This is a genomic window from Sphingobium sp. DEHP117, assembly GCF_030867385.1.
Classification (GTDB): Bacteria; Pseudomonadota; Alphaproteobacteria; order Sphingomonadales; family Sphingomonadaceae; genus Sphingobium.
On sequence record NZ_JAPFBJ010000004.1, the window covers coordinates 161,576 to 179,514 of the forward strand.

At 62.8% G+C, this 17,939-nt stretch carries 15 protein-coding genes and 2 pseudogenes; 6 read left to right on the forward strand and 11 right to left on the reverse strand.

Going from position 1 to position 17,939, the window contains the following annotated elements:
• Nucleotides 1–321: 321 nt before the first annotated feature.
• Together OOT33_RS16845 and OOT33_RS16850 are read right to left on the reverse strand one after the other, a co-directional pair.
• Nucleotides 322–1,290 carry a hypothetical protein gene (locus OOT33_RS16845; RefSeq protein WP_011950468.1) on the reverse strand — a complete coding sequence of 323 codons (969 nt, stop codon included), beginning with the start codon at nt 1,288–1,290 and terminating at the stop codon, nt 322–324.
• A gap of 81 nt (nt 1,291–1,371) precedes the next feature.
• Nucleotides 1,372–1,512 (reverse strand): hypothetical protein, encoded by a 141-nt coding sequence (locus OOT33_RS16850; protein ID WP_174703678.1) that lies wholly within the window; start codon nt 1,510–1,512, stop codon nt 1,372–1,374.
• Nucleotides 1,513–1,762: 250 nt separating this feature from the next.
• Between OOT33_RS16850 and OOT33_RS16855 the strand changes: the two genes are divergently transcribed.
• Complete coding sequence (locus OOT33_RS16855; protein ID WP_001389365.1) at nt 1,763–2,527, forward strand: IS6-like element IS6100 family transposase; 765 nt, start codon at nt 1,763–1,765, stop codon at nt 2,525–2,527.
• A 49-nt stretch (nt 2,528–2,576) separates the two neighbouring features.
• On the opposite strand, the pseudogene OOT33_RS16860 reads toward OOT33_RS16855, so the two are convergent.
• Nucleotides 2,577–2,792 (reverse strand): annotated as a pseudogene (locus OOT33_RS16860) (MerR family transcriptional regulator); the annotation flags it as partial.
• Between the two features lie 76 nt (nt 2,793–2,868).
• Between OOT33_RS16860 and OOT33_RS16865 the strand changes: the two are divergent.
• The 5 genes and pseudogenes from OOT33_RS16865 to OOT33_RS16885 form a co-directional block, all read left to right on the forward strand.
• Complete coding sequence (locus tag OOT33_RS16865) at nt 2,869–3,264, forward strand: mercuric transporter MerT family protein (RefSeq protein ID WP_014072602.1); 396 nt, start codon at nt 2,869–2,871, stop codon at nt 3,262–3,264.
• 12 nt (nt 3,265–3,276) lie between these two features.
• Entirely contained in the window at nt 3,277–3,606 is a 330-nt protein-coding gene (locus OOT33_RS16870; protein ID WP_004213249.1) for a heavy-metal-associated domain-containing protein, read from the forward strand.
• A 37-nt stretch (nt 3,607–3,643) separates the two neighbouring features.
• A complete protein-coding gene (merA, locus tag OOT33_RS16875) occupies nt 3,644–5,062 on the forward strand; it encodes a mercury(II) reductase (protein ID WP_004213247.1) in 1,419 nt (472 codons plus the stop codon).
• Between the two features lie 91 nt (nt 5,063–5,153).
• On the forward strand, nt 5,154–8,123 hold the full coding sequence (locus OOT33_RS16880; protein ID WP_307751066.1) for a Tn3 family transposase: 2,970 nt from the start codon (nt 5,154–5,156) through the stop codon (nt 8,121–8,123).
• 56 nt (nt 8,124–8,179) lie between these two features.
• Nucleotides 8,180–8,578: pseudogene (locus OOT33_RS16885) on the forward strand (Tn3 family transposase); the annotation flags it as partial.
• A gap of 196 nt (nt 8,579–8,774) precedes the next feature.
• Here OOT33_RS16885 and OOT33_RS16890 read toward each other — a convergent pair.
• From OOT33_RS16890 to OOT33_RS16925, 8 genes are read right to left on the reverse strand one after another with little or no spacing between them, the layout of a single operon-like run.
• The gene (locus tag OOT33_RS16890; protein WP_004212890.1) at nt 8,775–9,524 is read right to left on the reverse strand and encodes an HAD-IIB family hydrolase; all 750 of its coding nucleotides are present in this window, start codon (nt 9,522–9,524) and stop codon (nt 8,775–8,777) included.
• Nucleotides 9,521–12,022, reverse strand: a complete 2,502-nt coding sequence (locus OOT33_RS16895) for a heavy metal translocating P-type ATPase (RefSeq protein ID WP_004212886.1) — start codon at nt 12,020–12,022, stop codon at nt 9,521–9,523. The genes OOT33_RS16890 and OOT33_RS16895 overlap by 4 nt, the downstream gene beginning before the upstream one ends.
• The gene (locus tag OOT33_RS16900; protein ID WP_004212885.1) at nt 12,019–12,627 is read right to left on the reverse strand and encodes a cation transporter; all 609 of its coding nucleotides are present in this window, start codon (nt 12,625–12,627) and stop codon (nt 12,019–12,021) included. The genes OOT33_RS16895 and OOT33_RS16900 overlap by 4 nt, the downstream gene beginning before the upstream one ends.
• Nucleotides 12,624–13,310: a ZIP family metal transporter gene (locus tag OOT33_RS16905; protein WP_004212882.1), complete on the reverse strand. Its 687-nt coding sequence runs from the start codon at nt 13,308–13,310 to the stop codon at nt 12,624–12,626. Before OOT33_RS16905 ends, OOT33_RS16900 begins: the two co-directional genes overlap by 4 nt.
• 3 nt (nt 13,311–13,313) lie before the next feature.
• Nucleotides 13,314–13,727, reverse strand: a complete 414-nt coding sequence (locus OOT33_RS16910; RefSeq protein WP_004212881.1) for a hypothetical protein — start codon at nt 13,725–13,727, stop codon at nt 13,314–13,316.
• 47 nt (nt 13,728–13,774) lie between these two features.
• Complete coding sequence (locus tag OOT33_RS16915) at nt 13,775–14,152, reverse strand: hypothetical protein (RefSeq protein ID WP_009824022.1); 378 nt, start codon at nt 14,150–14,152, stop codon at nt 13,775–13,777.
• Nucleotides 14,149–14,637: an SRPBCC domain-containing protein gene (locus OOT33_RS16920; RefSeq protein WP_013849881.1), complete on the reverse strand. Its 489-nt coding sequence runs from the start codon at nt 14,635–14,637 to the stop codon at nt 14,149–14,151. The genes OOT33_RS16915 and OOT33_RS16920 overlap by 4 nt, the downstream gene beginning before the upstream one ends.
• 53 nt (nt 14,638–14,690) lie before the next feature.
• Nucleotides 14,691–17,936 (reverse strand): efflux RND transporter permease subunit, encoded by a 3,246-nt coding sequence (locus tag OOT33_RS16925; RefSeq protein ID WP_004212878.1) that lies wholly within the window; start codon nt 17,934–17,936, stop codon nt 14,691–14,693.
• Nucleotides 17,937–17,939: the final 3 nt, after the last annotated feature.

Consider the following 17,939-nt stretch of genomic DNA (forward strand, 5'->3'; position numbering starts at 1 on the left):
GCAATGGAGCCGGAAGCCTCACGGGAAAGGATACACAGAATGTGTTCTTGACAACCGTTTCCTCATACAAGATCTTGAAGAGGACTCGCTGCCCCTGCAGGTCGAAGGCGCCGAAGTCGCGTTCGGGGCCATCACCCGGCTGGAACGCGTAACGGCGCACGGCCGCAAGCAACGCGGCCTGGGCGAGTACCTCAGCGATCCCCTCGCCGTCGCCTGAAAGCCGGGCGAGACAGTTGCGCGTGACCATGATCCGCGCGTTGGGGTCGAGGCCGTGCCGGCAGCGATCGTTGAGCTGGGTGATGCGTTCGGTGACGGGGACTGTCATGCTGCCTCCAACAGGCCGGCGTTGAACATGTCGAGCCACTCCGCCATTGTCGGTCGTTCGGGGAGCGGGACGTGCCCTGCCACGTCCTGGAAGCGGATGAGATCGGCCGGCGCATCGCGGATGATCGCGTCGATGTCGGCCGCAGGGAGCAGTTCTTCGGCGCGGATGAAGTCGGTCATTCGGCCCGGGCGGGTCGCAGTCGAACGGCGCCAGAGGCCTTCGACCGTGCGCAGGCGTGGAGCTGCGCGCGCTTCGACAAGGACGATGAGCCTGAGGCACCAGGAAGGCAGCGCTCGGACCTCGTCGGGCTTCATCGCCCCGCAGATGAAACAGCTCGATTTTGGTGGCACCGGCAGACCTGCGGCCTCTATGCGCGCGATGCAGGCGGCGCGGTTCCAGCCCCATTCGCGCAAGGGGTAGCGGCATTCGAACAGATCGTTCGCGATGGCGGACGCATGGTTATAGCGGCGCGTGTCGGCGGGCGAGGCATCATACCCGATGAGGCGTATGACCTTCTGGCCTCTGGCCCAGGCGGCCTTTGCCGGCTCCCATTGCTTCAGGAAAGCGTCCTGCGGAGCCACTTTCCACTTAAGACTGCAGCTGTGGCGCCCGAGGCTGATGCTGGGGAGTGTGGCATTGGTGAGGACATTGGCCAGCAGGTCGTAATAGGGCGGCCAGTGCTTGAAGCGCTTTGGCGTGTAGCGGACGGTCTCGTAGCGGATGCCGCGCGCGGCCATCCACGCCGCCATCATCTCCTGATAGACATAGGTCTCCGGCTTCTCGATGCCCGGGTCACCGGTGATCACGAGATCAGGCGGCGTGCCGCGGCTTTCGAGCTCGACGAGGAGCGCCGTGCTGTCGACGCCGATGCCATAGGCAAGCACGACGGGAGCCGGCTCGGCGACGCGGATATAGTCGATGTCACGGGGCCGCGCGGACGGCGCGGGGCGATCGCTGGCCAGCATGGGAGTCGCTCCGGTCTCGCGCAGCCATTCTGCGCGCCCGGCTCCCTTCCCCTCACCTCTCTGCCGTAGTCGCCGCCCGCTTTAGTCGCTGTCCTGCAGGCAAGATGTGCGATCGTAGAGGTCGAGATGACCCCCGAACTCGGCCGTTTGCGCCGTTGTCAGGTCGCGGTGGTCGTCGGCCTCTGCGGTGCTGGCCATCTCGATCATTGGATGGACGGACACGGGCGATGGCTCGTTTCGGGACGGCAATTTTACGTCGGGCTGCCCTAAGATAATGCATGTATCAAATGATGCCGGAATCGATGGATGACCGGCCTTCGCTGTCCTATAGAACTTTGTGCGAAGCGCCGAGTGCGTAGTTTGTGTGTCGGTTTGAACAAGTCCGCCGAGATGAGCATAGATGGCTGAACGGGCTCTGTTGCAAAAATCGTGAAGCTTGAGCATGCTTGGCGGAGATTGGACGGACGGAACGATGACGGATTTCAAGTGGCGCCATTTCCAGGGTGATGTGATCCTGTGGGCGGTGCGCTGGTATTGTCGCTATCCGATCAGCTATCGCGACCTTGAGGAAATGCTGGCGGAACGCGGCATTTCGGTCGACCATACGACGATCTATCGCTGGGTCCAGTGCTACGCCCCGGAGATGGAGAAGCGGCTGCGCTGGTTCTGGCGGCGTGGCTTTGATCCGAGCTGGCGCCTGGATGAAACCTACGTCAAGGTGCGGGGCAAGTGGACCTACCTGTACCGGGCAGTCGACAAGCGGGGCGACACGATCGATTTCTACCTGTCGCCGACCCGCAGCGCCAAGGCAGCGAAGCGGTTCCTGGGCAAGGCCCTGCGAGGCCTGAAGCACTGGGAAAAGCCTGCCACGCTCAATACCGACAAAGCGCCGAGCTATGGTGCAGCGATCACCGAATTGAAGCGCGAAGGAAAGCTGGACCGGGAGACGGCCCACCGGCAGGTGAAGTATCTCAATAACGTGATCGAGGCCGATCACGGAAAGCTCAAGATACTGATCAAGCCGGTGCGCGGTTTCAAATCGATCCCCACGGCCTATGCCACGATCAAGGGATTCGAAGTCATGCGAGCCCTGCGCAAAGGACAGGCTCGCCCCTGGTGCCTGCAGCCCGGCATCAGGGGCGAGGTGCGCCTTGTGGAGAGAGCTTTTGGCATTGGGCCCTCGGCGCTGACGGAGGCCATGGGCATGCTCAACCACCATTTCGCAGCAGCCGCCTGATCGGCGCAGAGCGACAGCCTACCTCTGACTGCCGCCAATCTTTGCAACAGAGCCACCGTATCTCATCCATTGCATAGCCAAGGTCGCGCGCGCGCAGGATGAACTGCAACCTTTGCACCAGTTCCGGCGAATAGACGCGGTAGCCGTTGGAACTGCGAGGCGGCCCCGGCAGCAATCCCACCTTCTCGTAATAGCGGATGGTTTCGAGATTGCAGCCTGTTTTCCGGGCAAGCTGGGCACGCAAGATGCCGACCTGTTGCTCCATGAAAATACCTCTTGAGTCTGTAGTGGCTACAGAGCCTACACTGCGAATCACTCAGTTGGAACAAGGGATTCAAGCCATGGTCTCAACGCCGGAAGCGGGACAGCCAGCCCTCACCGAAAACCACGAGCCGAAGCAGGCAAACTGGGTTGCGGCGGGCGCATTGATCGGCGCGGGGCTCGCCTCGGCTTGCTGCGTCGTCCCGCTACTGTTGGTTATGCTCGGAATTTCCGGCGCGTGGATCGCCAACCTGACGGCGCTCGAACCTTACAAGCCCTATGTCGCAGGCGTAACGCTCGCGCTGCTCGGCTACGGCTTCTGGCATGTCTATTTCAAGCCGAAACCGCCCTGTGAAGACGGTTCCTACTGCGCTCGTCCACAATCGGCTTGGACCACCAAGGCGGTGCTGTGGCTGGGCCTTGCCGTCGCCATCCTGGCGCTTACCATCGACTGGTGGGCACCCTGGTTCTATTGAAAGGAAATACCCATGAAAAAGACAGTATGTATCGCTATGGCCGTGCTGGCTATGGCTGGCGGCGGGGTCGCCTATGCAGTTAGTGGCACGGCGCAAGATCGCCCCGCGGCTACCGCAACCGCTCAGAAGCAAACCACCTTTGCCATAGAGAACATGACCTGCGCCACCTGCCCGATCACCGTGAAGAAGGCGATGGAAGGCGTCGCCGGGGTAACGGCGGTCACGGTCGATTTCGCAGCCAAGACCGCGCGCGCAACCTATAACCCGCGCCGCACCAATGCTGCTGCGATTGCCGCTGCATCAACCAACGCGGGTTATCCGGCGCGCGCTATTCAAAACTGAGCGGGGCGCCGCCAGCGCCTCAAGAAAGCGATAAGCAATGAACGACTGTTGCAACCGCCCCGGGCAGGAAGGATTTGACGTGGCCGTCATCGGCGCGGGTTCTGCCGGGTTCTCCGCCGCGATCGCCGCTGCCGATCTGGGCGCGAAAGTGGCGCTCGTCGGTCACGGCACGATTGGCGGCACCTGTGTCAATGTTGGCTGCGTTCCTTCCAAGACGCTGATCCGCGCCGCCGAAGCGGTGCATGGTGGGCTTGCCGCCGCGCGCTTTCCCGGCCTTGGGGGCGCTGTCCAGATGGATGACTGGTCCGTATTGGCGGCGTCGAAGGACGATCTTGTCACGACGCTGCGCCAAAAAAAATATGTCGATCTGCTGCCCGCCTATGACGGTGTGAGCTATATCGAGGGCAAGGCACGCTTTGCCGATGGTGCGCTGATTGTCGGCGATGCGCCCATGAAGGTCGGCAAGGTCATATTGGCGATGGGTGCGCACGCCGCCGTGCCGCCGATTCCGGGGATGGACAGCGTGCCCTACCTAACCAGCACATCGGCGCTGGCGCTGGATCGCTTGCCCAAATCGCTGCTGGTGATCGGTGGCGGGGTGATCGGGGTAGAACTGGGACAGATGTTTTCGCGTCTGGGCGTTGATGTCACCATCTGCTGCCGAAGCCGCCTGCTCCCCGAAATGGACCCGGAAGTGAGTGCCGCGCTGAAAAACTATTTGGAAGCCGAGGGCGTGCGGGTTTGCGCAGGTGTCGGCTATCAGCGTATCGCCCAAACACAGAGCGGGGTCGAATTGACCTGCGAGGGGCATTGTGACACCGTCGCGGCGGAACAGGTGCTCATCGCCACCGGACGCCGACCCAATAGCGACGGGCTTGGGCTGGAGGAGCGCGGCATAGTGCTTGCCCGTAATGGTGGAATCGTCGTCGATGACCACCTCGAAACGTCGGTTCCAGGCATTTACGCGGCGGGCGATGTAACGGGACGGGACCAGTTCGTCTACATGGCCGCCTATGGCGCAAAACTGGCCGCGCGCAACGCGGTGACGGGCAACCAATACCGCTACGACAATTCCTCCATGCCATCCGTCGTCTTCACCGACCCGCAAGTCGCCAGCGCCGGCCTCACTGAAACGACAGCACGGGCGCAAGGCCTGGACATCAAGGTTTCGCTGCTCCCGCTCGATGCTGTGCCAAGGGCACTGGCAGCGCGCGATACGCGGGGTCTCATCAAACTGATTGCCGACAAGGCGAACGACCGTTTGCTGGGCGGCCAGATCATGGCACCCGAAGGCGCGGATTCGATCCAGACACTGGTGCTGGCGATCAAACACGGCATGACCACCCTGGAATTGGGTGCAACGATATTTCCTTACCTGACCACTGTGGAAGGCCTCAAACTGGCGGCCCAAACGTTTGATAAGGATGTCGCCAAACTGTCTTGCTGCGCCGGGTGATTGCTCGGGGATCAACCGGCAACGAATGGCCTCCCTCCAGTGCAAGCCGCTTTGGTGTCAATTTTGTTATTCGCCTCAGCGGGAGAGCAAAATGGCACGACGCCGACTTCTGACCGGAGACGAGCGCCGGCGCCTGTTCGATCCTCCTGTCCAAGAAACCGCGATCATTGGGCATTATACCCTTTCTGCGGAAGATGTTGAATTGGTTGGGCGCCGCTATGGTCCAGCAAATCGCCTCGGTCTGGCTGCACAAATCGCTTTGATGCGACATCCCGGCTTTGGTCTGCAACCCGAGATCGGGCTTCCCGACGTCATTCTTCAGTACCTCGCGGCACAGTTATTCGTCGATCCTTCCTCCTTCTCTGCATATGGTCAGCGCGCGCAAACCCGTACCGATCATGCCGATCTCGTGGCGCGTTATCTTGGCATACGCCCGTTTCGACGCGGCGACCTGGCACTTGCCCTGAATCTTGCCGCGCAAGCCGCCGAGTATACAGACAGAGGTGAACCGATTGTTCGCGCCCTCATGGTTGGCCTGAAGGGTGAGCGGTTCATTCTTCCGTCAGGCGACACACTGGAACGCGCCGGTCTTGCTGGCCGGGCACGCGCACGCAAAGCTGCCGCAGCCGCAATCGTCGAAGGCCTCAGCTCTGCTGAACTGACACGGCTAGACGAACTCGTAATCAACAACCCGGATTTCGGCATGACACCGCTGGCGTGGTTGCGTAATTTCGAAGAAGCCCCGACTGCGGCCAATATCAATGGCTTGCTTGAGCGCCTGCGCTATGTTCGCGGCATAGGTATCCACCCGGTAGTTGGGGGCGCCATTCCGGAATTCCGCTTTGCCCAATTTGTCCGCGAGGGCGGCGTGGCACCGGCATTCCTGCTTTCGGATTACAGCGTCAATCGCAGGCGGGCGACGTTGACGGCCGCAGTGATCGACCTTGAGGCCAGACTTGCCGATGCCGCGATCCAAATGTTTGACCGACTTATCGGCGGCATGTTCACGCGCGCGCGGCGTGGGCGCGAGCGTCGCTACCAAGATAGTATTCAGTCGGTGGGGCAACTCATGCGGCTGTTTGGCGCCACGATTACAGCACTTGATGAGGCTGTCCAGAATGGCGGCGATCCGCTCGAATTGATTGACGAAGCGGTGGGCTGGCACCGGCTTGTTGCGGCAAAGGCCCAAGTAGATGCCCTTGCTGATCTTGCCGGCGAGGACGCACTGGTAACGGCAACCGAGCGTTACGCCACGCTACGGCGTTTCAGCCCGGCATTTCTGGACGCCTTCACCTTCAAGGCGTCTGGAACAGGGACGGCACTGATCAAAGCCATCGATGTCATTCGCGATGCGAACACACGAAAGTCGCGCGACCTTCCCGATGGCGTTCCACTGCCATTCCCCAATCGGCAGTGGAAGCGTCTCATCACCGAAAGCGGCCGTATCGACCGCCGACGTTATGAAATTGCGATCATGGCAACCTTGCGTGATCGTTTGCGCGCCGGTGATGTATGGATCGAGGGAACCCGCAACTATCAGCGCTTCGATGCCTATTTGCTGGGTCGGCGCGACGCCGCCAAAGTGGCGGATGTGCTTCCGTTCGATTCAAATGCTGCATCCTACCTCGCTGACCGGGCACGAAATCTTGACTGGCGGCTGCGCCGATTTGCCAAGCAGTTGAAAACAAACAAGCTTGAGGGAGTGTCGCTCGAACGAGACCGGCTCAAGCTTCAGCAAATGCCGCCTGTCACCCCACCGGAAGCTGAAGCCCTCGATCGCAAGCTCGATACCCTGCTTCCCCGCGTGCGCATCACCGAGCTGCTGCTTGAAGTCGCCGAACGCACTGGTTTTTTGAACGCATTCCGTGACCTGCGCTCAGGCAAGGAGCACGACAACCCCAGCACGGTACTCGCCGCAATTCTGGCTGATGGCACCAACCTCGGGCTGGAGCGGATGGCCAATGCCAGCGAAGGCGTCAGCTATGCCCAACTCGCATGGACCCACAACTGGTATCTTTCACCCGAGAACTATCAGGCCGCGCTGGCCATGATCATCTCAGCCCATCACGAATTACCCTTCGCGCGGCATTGGGGCGCTGGCACCAGTTCGTCGTCCGATGGCCAGTTCTTCCGGTCGGGGCGGAGCCGTTCAGGGGCGGCGGACGTCAATGCCAAATATGGCGCCGAACCTGGCGTGAAAATCTATTCTCACCTTTCCGATCACTTCGCATCATTCGGATCACGGATCATGTCCGCGACGGCAGGTGAAGCGCCTTACGTGCTCGACGGGCTTGTCCTGGGCGCCGGCAACCTTCCGTTGCATGAGCACTATACCGATACCGGCGGCGCCACCGATCATGTTTTCGCACTCTGCCACCTACTCGGGTTCCGCTTCGCGCCCCGGCTGCGCGATATTGGCGACCGCAAGCTGGGTTCGATCGCTGCGCCATCGACATACAAGGGCATCGAAAATCTGATGGGCCGCACCATCAAAACGGCAGCGATCGAGGCCGATTGGGATGACATCGTCAGGATTGTCGCCTCAATCAAGGATGGCACGGTGGCGCCGTCAGTAATCTTGCGAAAACTTGCCGCCTACAAACGCCAGAACAGGCTGGATTTTGCATTGGCTGAACTGGGCCGTATCGAGCGCACTTTGTTCACGCTCGATTGGCTTGAACAACCGGAACTGCGACGTGCCTGTCAGGCCGGTCTCAACAAAGGCGAGGCGAGGCACACGCTTGCCGCCGCCATCTATACCAACCGGCAGGGTCGGTTCACCGATCGCTCGCTGGAAAATCAGGAATTTCGCGCATCTGGGCTGAACCTGCTGATTGCGGCGATTTCCTACTGGAACACGGTCTATCTCGACCGGGCCGCCCAGCACCTCAACGCTGTCGGCACGACGTTCGATGCGGCACTGCTTGCGCGCCTTTCTCCGATGGGCTGGGCGCACATCAGTCTGACCGGCGATTACCTCTGGGAGCAGGCCAGGCGACTTCCAGCAGGTGAATTCCACCCACTCAACGAGCCAATGGCGCGGTTGAAGCGTGTAGCGTAGCCCATGTTCCGCTTATGTCCGAGAAATCGTTGTCTGGCGAACAAACCTTGAGGTGACGCCAGAATGAGCTGGCCCTCGCATTGCGAGAGGTGGGCCGCATCGAGCGAACCCTGTTCATGATCGACTGGATTCTTGATGCCGGCCTCCAGCGCCAGGCTCAGATCGGCCTCAACAAGGGTGAGGCCCACCACGCCCTAAAGCGCGCCATCAGCTTCCACCGCCGAGGTGAAATCCGGGATCGATCCGGCGAAGGCCAGCACTATCGCATCGCCGGAATGAACCTGCTCGCCGCCATCATCATATTCTGGAACACCATGAAGCTCGGCGAGGTCGTCAATACCCGGGCCGCCAGCGGTACCCATATCGCGCCTGATCTACTCGCCCACGTCTCGCCGTTGGGATGGGAACACATCAATCTAACCGGGGAATATCGCTGGCCCAAATCCTTAGCGTAGGATTCCGCCCCCTCCCGCAAACGCCCCCTACGATTGAGAAGCGCGGCGGAATCTCTTAGATTGATCGCTGGAGGCTTTGTTCGCGGAGACGCGCACATTGCCTTCTTTTCGTTTTAGGAAGCGCTGCCCTAAGCGACAGAAGCCAGAGCTTTGACAATGCGGCATTCCGTGATGGAGCCGACCATGTATCTTGATCCTATCGGTGCAGACACGCGATGATGGCGGTCACGACGGCGGTGGTTTCCGCGACGTCGCGCACCCTCACTGTGTCGAGGCCGATTTCAGCAGCGGGATAGTCATTCCCACCGGGGAATATCGCATCCCCAATGAACAGCATCCCGTCGAGCGGGACACCGCTCTCGGCACTCAGGCGCTTCAGGCCATAGCCCTTGTCGATCCCTGCTCTGGTCACGTCGATCGATGTCGTGCCACCGAGATTGATCGAGAGCTCCGGCAGCTTCGCGCGCAACGTGGCCTGCAACGCGGTCCTCTTCTTTCGGTCAGGATCCCACGCTTCCTTTTCCTTCAGCGGCGCTGCCTGCCCCAGGCCCGAAAAGGTGATCTGGCTGCCCCGGTCCTCGATCCGTTCGCCCCAGATACGTTCGTCGGCGAGACCGGCATCGGTCAGCGCCTGATCGAAGGCCGTGCGGATCTTCGCCTTCTCCGCGTCGTCGAACAGTTCGGCATAGACCGCGCGCCAAGCGCCATTGATGAACCGATAGAGTTTCGTGCCTGTGGTCGGCATCAACCAGAGACGGTCGAGCGCGACGCCGGCAGGAAGGCGCGAGGCGATCTGCTTTTCGAACTGCGGCCAGTCCCCGCCCGAGATCACCGCCACATCCGTGATGGCGAGCAATCGGGCGAGGATTGCGGCCATATCCTCCGATAACGGCCGCTTGCTCTCGGCAAGCGTGCCGTCGAGGTCGAAGGCGATCAGCCACTTCATGCCGCCTTCCCTGCCGGATCGCGGTAGGCGAGCAGCCTGAGCGCATTGATGACGACGAGCAGCGTCGATCCCTCATGAACCGCCACCGCTGGCCCAATGCCGAGGCCGAGGATGGTAGCAGGCACCAGGAAGGCGACGACACCCAGGCTGACGAAGACGTTCTGCCGGATGATTCCACGGGTATGGCGGCTAAGACCGACTGCGAATGGCAGGTGCGCCAGATCGTCGGCCATCAGCGCCACGTCGGCTGTCTCCAGCGCAACGTCCGACCCCGCCGCGCCCATCGCGATGCCGACCGTGGCGCTTGCCATCGCCGGCGCATCGTTCACGCCGTCGCCCACCATCGCGACCTTGTCTTCGCCGGCGAGCTTCTTGATCGCGGCAACCTTGTCTTCGGGCATGAGGTCGCCCCACGCTTCGTCGATCCCGACTTCGTCGGCGATCGCTTCGGCGACTTTCTGGTGATCGCCGGAGATCATTATCATCCGCGACACGCCCATCTCGTGCAGCCGACGCAACGCGGTCTTGGCAGCTTCGCGAGGCGTGTCCATCAGGCCGATCGCGCCCAGGTCGCGGTCCCCCTTGCGGACCACCATTGTCGTGCGGCCGTTCTCGCGCAGCTTCGCGATTGCGTCCTGCGCGCCCTGCCCCAGCGCCGGAATGCCCTCACTTCCGAACATCTCGGCCTTGCCGATCCACACCGTCTCGCCATCCACGCTCGCGGTGACGCCCCGACCGGTCAGGCTCTTGAGGTCGCCGGCAGTCGGCACGGCACGATCGTTCAGACGTTCGCGGCCGTCCTTGACGATCGCTTGGGCCAGGGGATGGTCGCTCAACGCTTCGACGGCGACAGCCAGCGCCAGCAACTCGCCTTCATCGGCGCCATCGACGGGCACGACATCAGTGATGCGCGGACGACCTTCGGTCAGCGTGCCCGTCTTGTCGAAAGCGATCGCTTTGAGCGACCCGAGGTTTTCGAGCGGTGCACCGCCCTTCACGAGCACGCCGCCCCGCGCTGCACGGGCAACGCCCGACAGGACCGCGCTCGGCGTTGCGATCGCGAGCGCGCACGGGCTTGCCGCCACCAGCACCGCCATCGCGCGATAGAAGCTGTCGCGGAACGGCTCGTCGACGACCACCCATGCGAACAGCAGGAGCACTGACAGGACCAGGACGGCGGGCACGAAGATCCGTTCGAACCGGTCGGTGAAGCGCTGCGTCGGCGACTTCTGCGTCTCCGCTTCGCTCACCATCTTCACGACCTTGGCAAGCGCGCTTTCATTGGAACGGCGTGTCACCTCGATCTCGATCGCGCCGCCGCCGTTGATCGTACCAGCAAAAACCCGGCTTTCCGCGTCGACTGCATCGGGCTTGGCGCGTGCCGCTGCGGCATCTGCGACCGGCACCTTGTCGACCGGGATGCTTTCACCCGTGACCGGGGCCTGGTTGATCGCGCTGGTGCCCTTGATGACGAAGCCGTCGGCAGGCAGGCGCTCGTTCGGGCGGACGATGGCAATGTCCCCGACGACCATCTGCTCGACCGGGATTTCGCTGGTCTGCCCGCCGCGTCGCACGGTCGCGGTTTCGGGCGCGAGCTTCGCCAGCGCCTCGATCGCCTTCTTGGCGCGGCCCATTGCATAATGCTCAAGCGCATGGCCGAGGCTGAACAGGAACAGCAGCAGCGCACCTTCGGCCCATGCGCCCAGCGCAGCGGCGCCGGCCGCAGCGACCAACATCAGCGTGTCGATCTCGAACTTCTTCATCCGGAGGTTGTCGATCGCCTCGCGCAGCGTGAAGAATCCGCCGAAGAAATAGGCTGCGATATAGCAGGCGGTCGGCAGCCATTCGGGCGCGCCAGCGACCAGCCTCTCGATCGCGTAGCCGATCCCCAGCAGCGCGCCACAGGCGAGCGCGAAGATCAGCTCGGTATTGGGGCCGAGAAATTCGGCGTGGCTATGGTCGTGGCCATCGCCGGGGCCGTGCTTCTCTTCGCCCGCGCCGTGGCCCCCGGGGCCGTGGTCGTGGCCGGCATGTTCATCGGCAGCGACCCGCTTGCCCACCCTCACCTTCAGCTTGCGAAGCGCAGCGCGCACCTCCTCTTCGGTGGTTTCGCGGCGATCATATTCGACCCGGACAGACCCGCTGGTGCTGGCGCTTGCCTGGACCACGCCGGGCAAGGCGCACAGCGCATCGCTGACCGTGCGCGCCCGACGTTCGTGGTTGATCCCCGTCACCTGCCAGATCGCATGGCCGTAGCGCTCGGTGATTTCGGCACCTGCGGCGCGCACCATTTCGCGCAACCGTGGCAGCGGCAGCTTGGCGGCATCGAAATGGATGCACAGCGCCGCTGGCGTGTTGCCGTCGAGACAGATCACATGCGCCCGCTCGACACCTTCGCGCTTTGACAGGGTTGATACGAGACGGTCCAGGCAGGCATCGGCCGCGTCAGGAAGGTCCGGCAACAACACTGGAATGTCGAGTTCGAGCTTGTCGTTCATGACGACCTCCTTTCGCTTTTCTTGGTTTCGGCGCGCGCGTCGCGCAGGATTTCGACACCGCCCTTGATGGCGATGATGGCGGTGGCGAAGCCGACCAGCAGGTCCGGCCAATTGGTACCCAACCACAGCACCAGCACGCCGGCGATCAGGATGCCGCCGTTGGAAATGAAGTCGTTGAAGCTGAAGGTGGTTGCGGCCCGGAGATTGACGTCCGGATCCTTGAGGCGCTGGAGCAGCCGCAGGCAGAGGTAATTCACGACGCCGGCGATCGCGGACATGACCATCATGGTAGGTCCGATGGGCTCGCTGCCCTGCACGTAGCGCCGTCCGACATCGATCAAGATGCCGCCCGCGAAGATCAGCAGCATGACGCCCGAAGCGACCGCGGCGCGTGTCTTCCATGTCTGGCCCCGGGTGAGCGCCACAAGGCTCAGCGCATACACAGCCGTATCGGACAGGTTGTCGACGCCGTTGGCGATCAGCGCGCTCGAGTCCGCGAAGAAGCCGGAAACGAAGAAGCCCGCAGCGATCGCCGCGTTCAGCAGCAGGACGATCCACAGTGTGCGGCGCTCCTGCCCGCCATTGTTGTCGTTGCCCGGGATCATCCCATCATCTCCTCAAGTGTCAGCAGGGCCAGGAAGCCGACGAAAAACATCGAGCTGATGAGCGGGGTGTCGGGTTTCTCGTGCGCCTCGACCAGCAACTCCTCCGTGACGAGGTAGAGCAGCGCCATCAGCCCGAAGCTGAGGAAGCCGGCGATCATCACCGGCGACAGCGCGGCGACCGGCACGGCAGCGAGCGCGCCGATCGGCAGCAGCAGGGCCAATGCCGAGACGATCACGATGATGCGCAAGCGCGAGCGATAGGTTTCCGCCAGCTCGTCGGTCAGCGTCAGTCCCAGAAATAACACTTCCAGAGTGAGCGCGATCGTCAGCAGGAGACCTGCCTTCTCGCCCGCCACGAAAGCGAGGCCGAGCACCAGGCCGTCGACCAGAATGTCGATGCCGATCGCGGCGAGTAGCGCCATCGGCCCCTTGAAGCGGGCCTCAAGAGCCTTGAGCCCCAGCATGGTCGCGACGCCCGCCGCCCCGCCGATCAACGTCGCGCTGGGCGATGCCTCATGCTTGACCTGCGGCAGGATTTCGGTCGCTGCCGCCGCGAACACGACGCCGGCAGCGAGATGCTGTAGGCCCGCCACGAGGCCAGGTTTCAACTTGGTGCGGCTCGCGACAATCGCGCCGAGCACGACCGCCAGCACAGGCGCAAGCGTATAGAGCAGTGCCTGCATTTCCTAGGACTCCTCCGGGGTTCGGTGGCAGACGCGGATCTTCCCGCGTCGCGTGAACGCGATCGATCCGCCCGCCACGACAGCCCGCGAATGGTCGCCGCGAAACTCGTCACCGGTTCGCTGCGCGCGCAGGATCTCGGTCCTGCCCTTCGGCAGCCAGGTGACGGCCATTTTCAAGCCGTCATCGATGAAGTCGACATCGGCGCGTGTGCCGTCGTCGCAGTACATGATGCGCTGCGCGATTAGTTTCGACGTCAGATGCTTTTCATGCGCCGGCTCGGTAGGCTGGGTCGGCGCTGGATTACACGCCCCTATAACCGCCCCGGAGACGAGAACGACGCCGAGGCGCGCGATCGCCAGACCGGCCCGATTCAGGCCGCACAAGGTTGTCACATTTGAAATCGACGTGTCAGACATCGGTCTCTTCCGACGAAGCGCCCTGTGGCGTTCGAAGGCAGGGCAGTTCATCGCGTGCCTTCCTGCTCGCAGATCCGGGTACGGCCATCGCCTTCCACGATGGTGAGCTGCGACCCCTTGAAGGTCGCGGTGGCTGTTTCGCCGACATATTGCAGGCCCTGCGCTGGCGCGGTCAGCATCATCGGCGGTCCCCCGTTGGAGCGCCGCAAATCGATCTGCAGGCCGTTGTCCTTGTAATCGACGAACAGCGGTTCCCCGTCGGAACAGCGATATCTATGCCGCCCCATTTCCCCGGTCGCCACGGCGCTGTCGGACGAATGGATCTGCTGCTCCGTTGGCGGGGCTGGCGGCTTTCTTTCCGAGCACGCCGCGAGCCCGACAACGAGGATGACGGCGGGCAGCACCCGCTTACAGTGCATCATCATCGCGCCTTCCTCCTGCAGCGGAAGGGGACGCGCTGACGATTGATAGCCCGGGCAGGCTGACCTACCCGCCAGCGGAGATAGGTTGCGAGGCGATCGTCAGATTCGACCATCAGGGATCGCAGGCGGCGCAACATCATCGCCGCGAACGGCAGGGAGAGCGCCCCGCGCAGCGTGCAGCTATGCGTTAGCCTGGTGCCGCCATCGTCCCCCGCCAGCTCGTACCGCTCTTCGAGCGTGAACAGATAGGGGATGCCGCAGGACCAAGCGAAGGCGTGCGGTTTATCGAATCGATCAATCCGTGCTGGCGTCCGAATTGGCCGGGTGATGCCCTGGATCGCAAAGGTGCATTCTGTGTCGCCGAGCCGGGACGGATCATCGAGAAATACGAGCGGACTCCACGCCCGGCGATGATCCGGATCGGTGAGTGCCGACCAGATGCGCAGTGGCCCGCCGTGAAGCATCGAGCTGGTTATGGTGCGAGGCATATCCCCATCTCCCAGAGATGGGCGGGGCGATCGCGGATCGCCCTGCCCATCCATCAGGCCAAGTTGTTCACGAAGGTCTGACCGTGGTCGTCCCCTTCATGCTCCTCATTGTAGTGCTCGGGTTTCTCGATCACTTTCTGCCCGAACCGGGCATAGAGTGTCGGCAGCACGAACAGCGTAAGAAGCGTCGCCGAGATCAGACCGCCGATGACGACCGTCGCCAAAGGCTTTTGAACCTCTGCGCCGGCGCCTTCGCCCAGCGCCATCGGCACGAAGCCGAGGCTGGCGACTAGCGCGGTCATGATGACGGGTCGCAGACGCTGCATCGCGCCAACATGCGCGGCTTCCTCGCGGCTCATCCCTGATCGGATCAGATCTTGGATCGAGCTGACCATGACGAGGCCGTTGAGGACCGCGATGCCCGAGAGGGCGATGAAGCCCACTGCCGCCGAGATCGAGAAGTCCATGCCCCGCAGGAACAGCAACAGGACGCCGCCCACCAGCGCGAAAGGCACGCCGGTGAACACGATCGCGGCGTCGCGGACCGATCCCAACGCCCCGTAGAGGAGCAGCAGGATCAAGATGAAGCAAGCCGGAATGACCAGCTTCAGCCGTTCGCTTGCCGATTGGAGGTTCTCGAACTGGCCGCCCCATTCGAGATAGGTGCCGGCAGGCAGCCGGAGTTGGCTGCCGATCGCCGCCTGCGCATCCGCCACGACGGATCCGACGTCGCGGCCACGCACGTTGGCTTGCACCACCACGCGCCGCTTGCCGTTCTCGCGGCTGATCTGGTTCGGACCATCGACCACCTTGATCTCGGCGACGCTGGACAGCGGTACATAGCCGCCGCCTGCCACCGGCACCTGCACCTGTTGGAGCAGGCCGATGTCGGCACGCTGCGCCTCCGACAGGCGGATCACCACGGGGAAGCGACGGTCGCCCTCGAAGATCTGGCCCGATGTTCGCCCGCCGATCGTCGCAGTCACGGTGTCCTGCACATCCTGAGCCGTAACGCCCAACCGCGCCATCGCGTCGCGGTTGACGCGAATGTCGAGCATGGGAAGACCGGTCGTCTGCTCCACCTTCACGTCCGCTGCGCCTTGCGTTCTGCGCAGCACCGCCGCGATTTGCTCGGCCGTCCGGTTCATCTGGTTGAAGTCGTCCCCGAACACCTTCACCGCGATGTCGCCGCGCACGCCGGCGATCAGCTCGTTGAAGCGCATCTGGATGGGCTGGGTGATCTCGTAGGCATTTCCCGGAATCTTCGCGAGATTACCCTCGATCCGGCTGACCAGCTCCTCCTTGGGAAGCTCAGGATCCGGCCAATCCTTGCGCGGCTTCAGGATGACGAACATGTCGGTCGCGTTCGGCGGCATCGGGTCGGCCGCCAGCTCGGCGGTGCCCGTCTTGGAATAGACGAATTGCACCTCCGGCTGCTTCGACATCATCCGCTCGATCGGCACCTGCATCGCCTGGCTCTGCTGGACCGACGTTGCCGGAATGCGGAGCGACTGGATCAGCAAATCGCCTTCGTCGAGCTGCGGCAGGAACACCGAGCCGAGCGTAGTGAAAGCAAGCGCCGCCACCACAAGGCTTCCCACACCCGCACCGATCGTCAGCGTCGGGCGCTTCATGGCCCGGTCGAGACCGGGTTCGTAGCGCTTCTTCAGCCACGTGATGATGCGGCCGTCCTTCTCCTCGACCTTCTTCGACAGCCAGATCGCAATCATCGCCGGCACGAAGGTGAGAGAGAGGATGAAGGCGAAGGCGAGCGCGATGATGACGGTCAGCGCCATCGGTCCGAACGTTTTACCCTCCACGCCGGTCAGCGTGAGCAGCGGTACGTAGACGAGGATGATGATTGCCTGCCCGTACACAGAGGGACGGATCATCTCACGCGCAGCGGCTGCCACGGTCGCGAGCCGTTCCTTGACGCTGAGCAATCGGCCTTCATGATGCTGTTGCTCGGCAAGCCGGCGCAGCGCGTTTTCGACAATGATGACGGCGCCGTCGACGATCAGACCGAAGTCCAAAGCCCCAAGGCTCATCAGATTGGCCGAGACCCCAGCGCGCAGCATACCAAAGCCTGTCAGCATCATGGTGATCGGGATGACCAACGCCGCGATCAGGGCCGCACGGAAGTTGCCGAGCAGCAGGAAGAGCACGACGATGACCAGCACCGCGCCTTCGGACAGGTTTTTCGCGACCGTCTTGATCGTCGAATTGACCAGCTCGGTGCGGTTCAGCACCGGCTGAATTACGACGTCAGGAGGCAGCGAAGCGTTGATCGTCTTCAGTTTCTCAGCGACCGCGGTCGACACGATGCGGCTGTTCTCGCCGATCCGCATGATCGCCGTGCCGACGACGACTTCGGTACCGTTCTCCGATGCCGAACCCATGCGGATCGCCTGACCCGTCTTCACAGTCGCAACTTGTTCGACCGTGATCGGCACGCCGTTACGTGTCGCGATCACGGTCCTGGCCAACTCGCTGGCATTGCGAACGAGCGCATCCGAGCGAACAGCCAGACCTTCGCCATTGCGATTGACGAAGCCACCGCCGACGCTGGTGTTATTGCGCTCCAGCGCATTTCCCAGGTCCGTCAGCGTGATGCCGAGCGAGGCCAGCTTCTGCACGTCGGGCACGACGAGGAACTGCTTGGCGTAACCGCCAATCGAGTCGACACCGGCGAGGCCCGGTGTGGTCTTCAGAAGCGGCGTCACGATCCAGTCCTGCGCGGTGCGCAGGTAGGTCGCCTTGTCCTCTTCGGTCGTCAGTCGCTCGCCCTCTGGCGTGATGTAGCTGCCATCGGGCTGTTGGCCCGGTTCACCGGGCTTGTGCTTGTCGTCCTCGCGATGATCGAGACGAACGGTGTACATGTACACCTCGCCCAGGCCTGTCGCGATCGGACCCATTTCAGGGTTCACGCCGTCGGGCAGATTCTCTTGCACGCCCCGCAGACGCTCGCCCACCTGCTGGCGGGCGAAATAGATGTCCGTCGCGTCCGAAAAGACCGCCGTGATCTGCGCGAAGCCGTTGCGGCTCAACGAGCGCGTATATTCCAGGCCGGGGGTGCCGGCGAGCGCGGTTTCGATTGGAAACGACACCTGCTTCTCGACCAGCTCGGGCGAGAGGGCAGGCGCGCGGACGTTGATCTGGACCTGATTGTTGGTGATGTCCGGCACCGCGTCGATCGGTAGCCGGTAGAGGGAAAAGGCGCCGATGGCGGCGACGATGACGGTGAGGAGCAGGACTAGCCAGCGCTTCTCGACCGCCCAGGTTACGATACGGGCGATCATGGC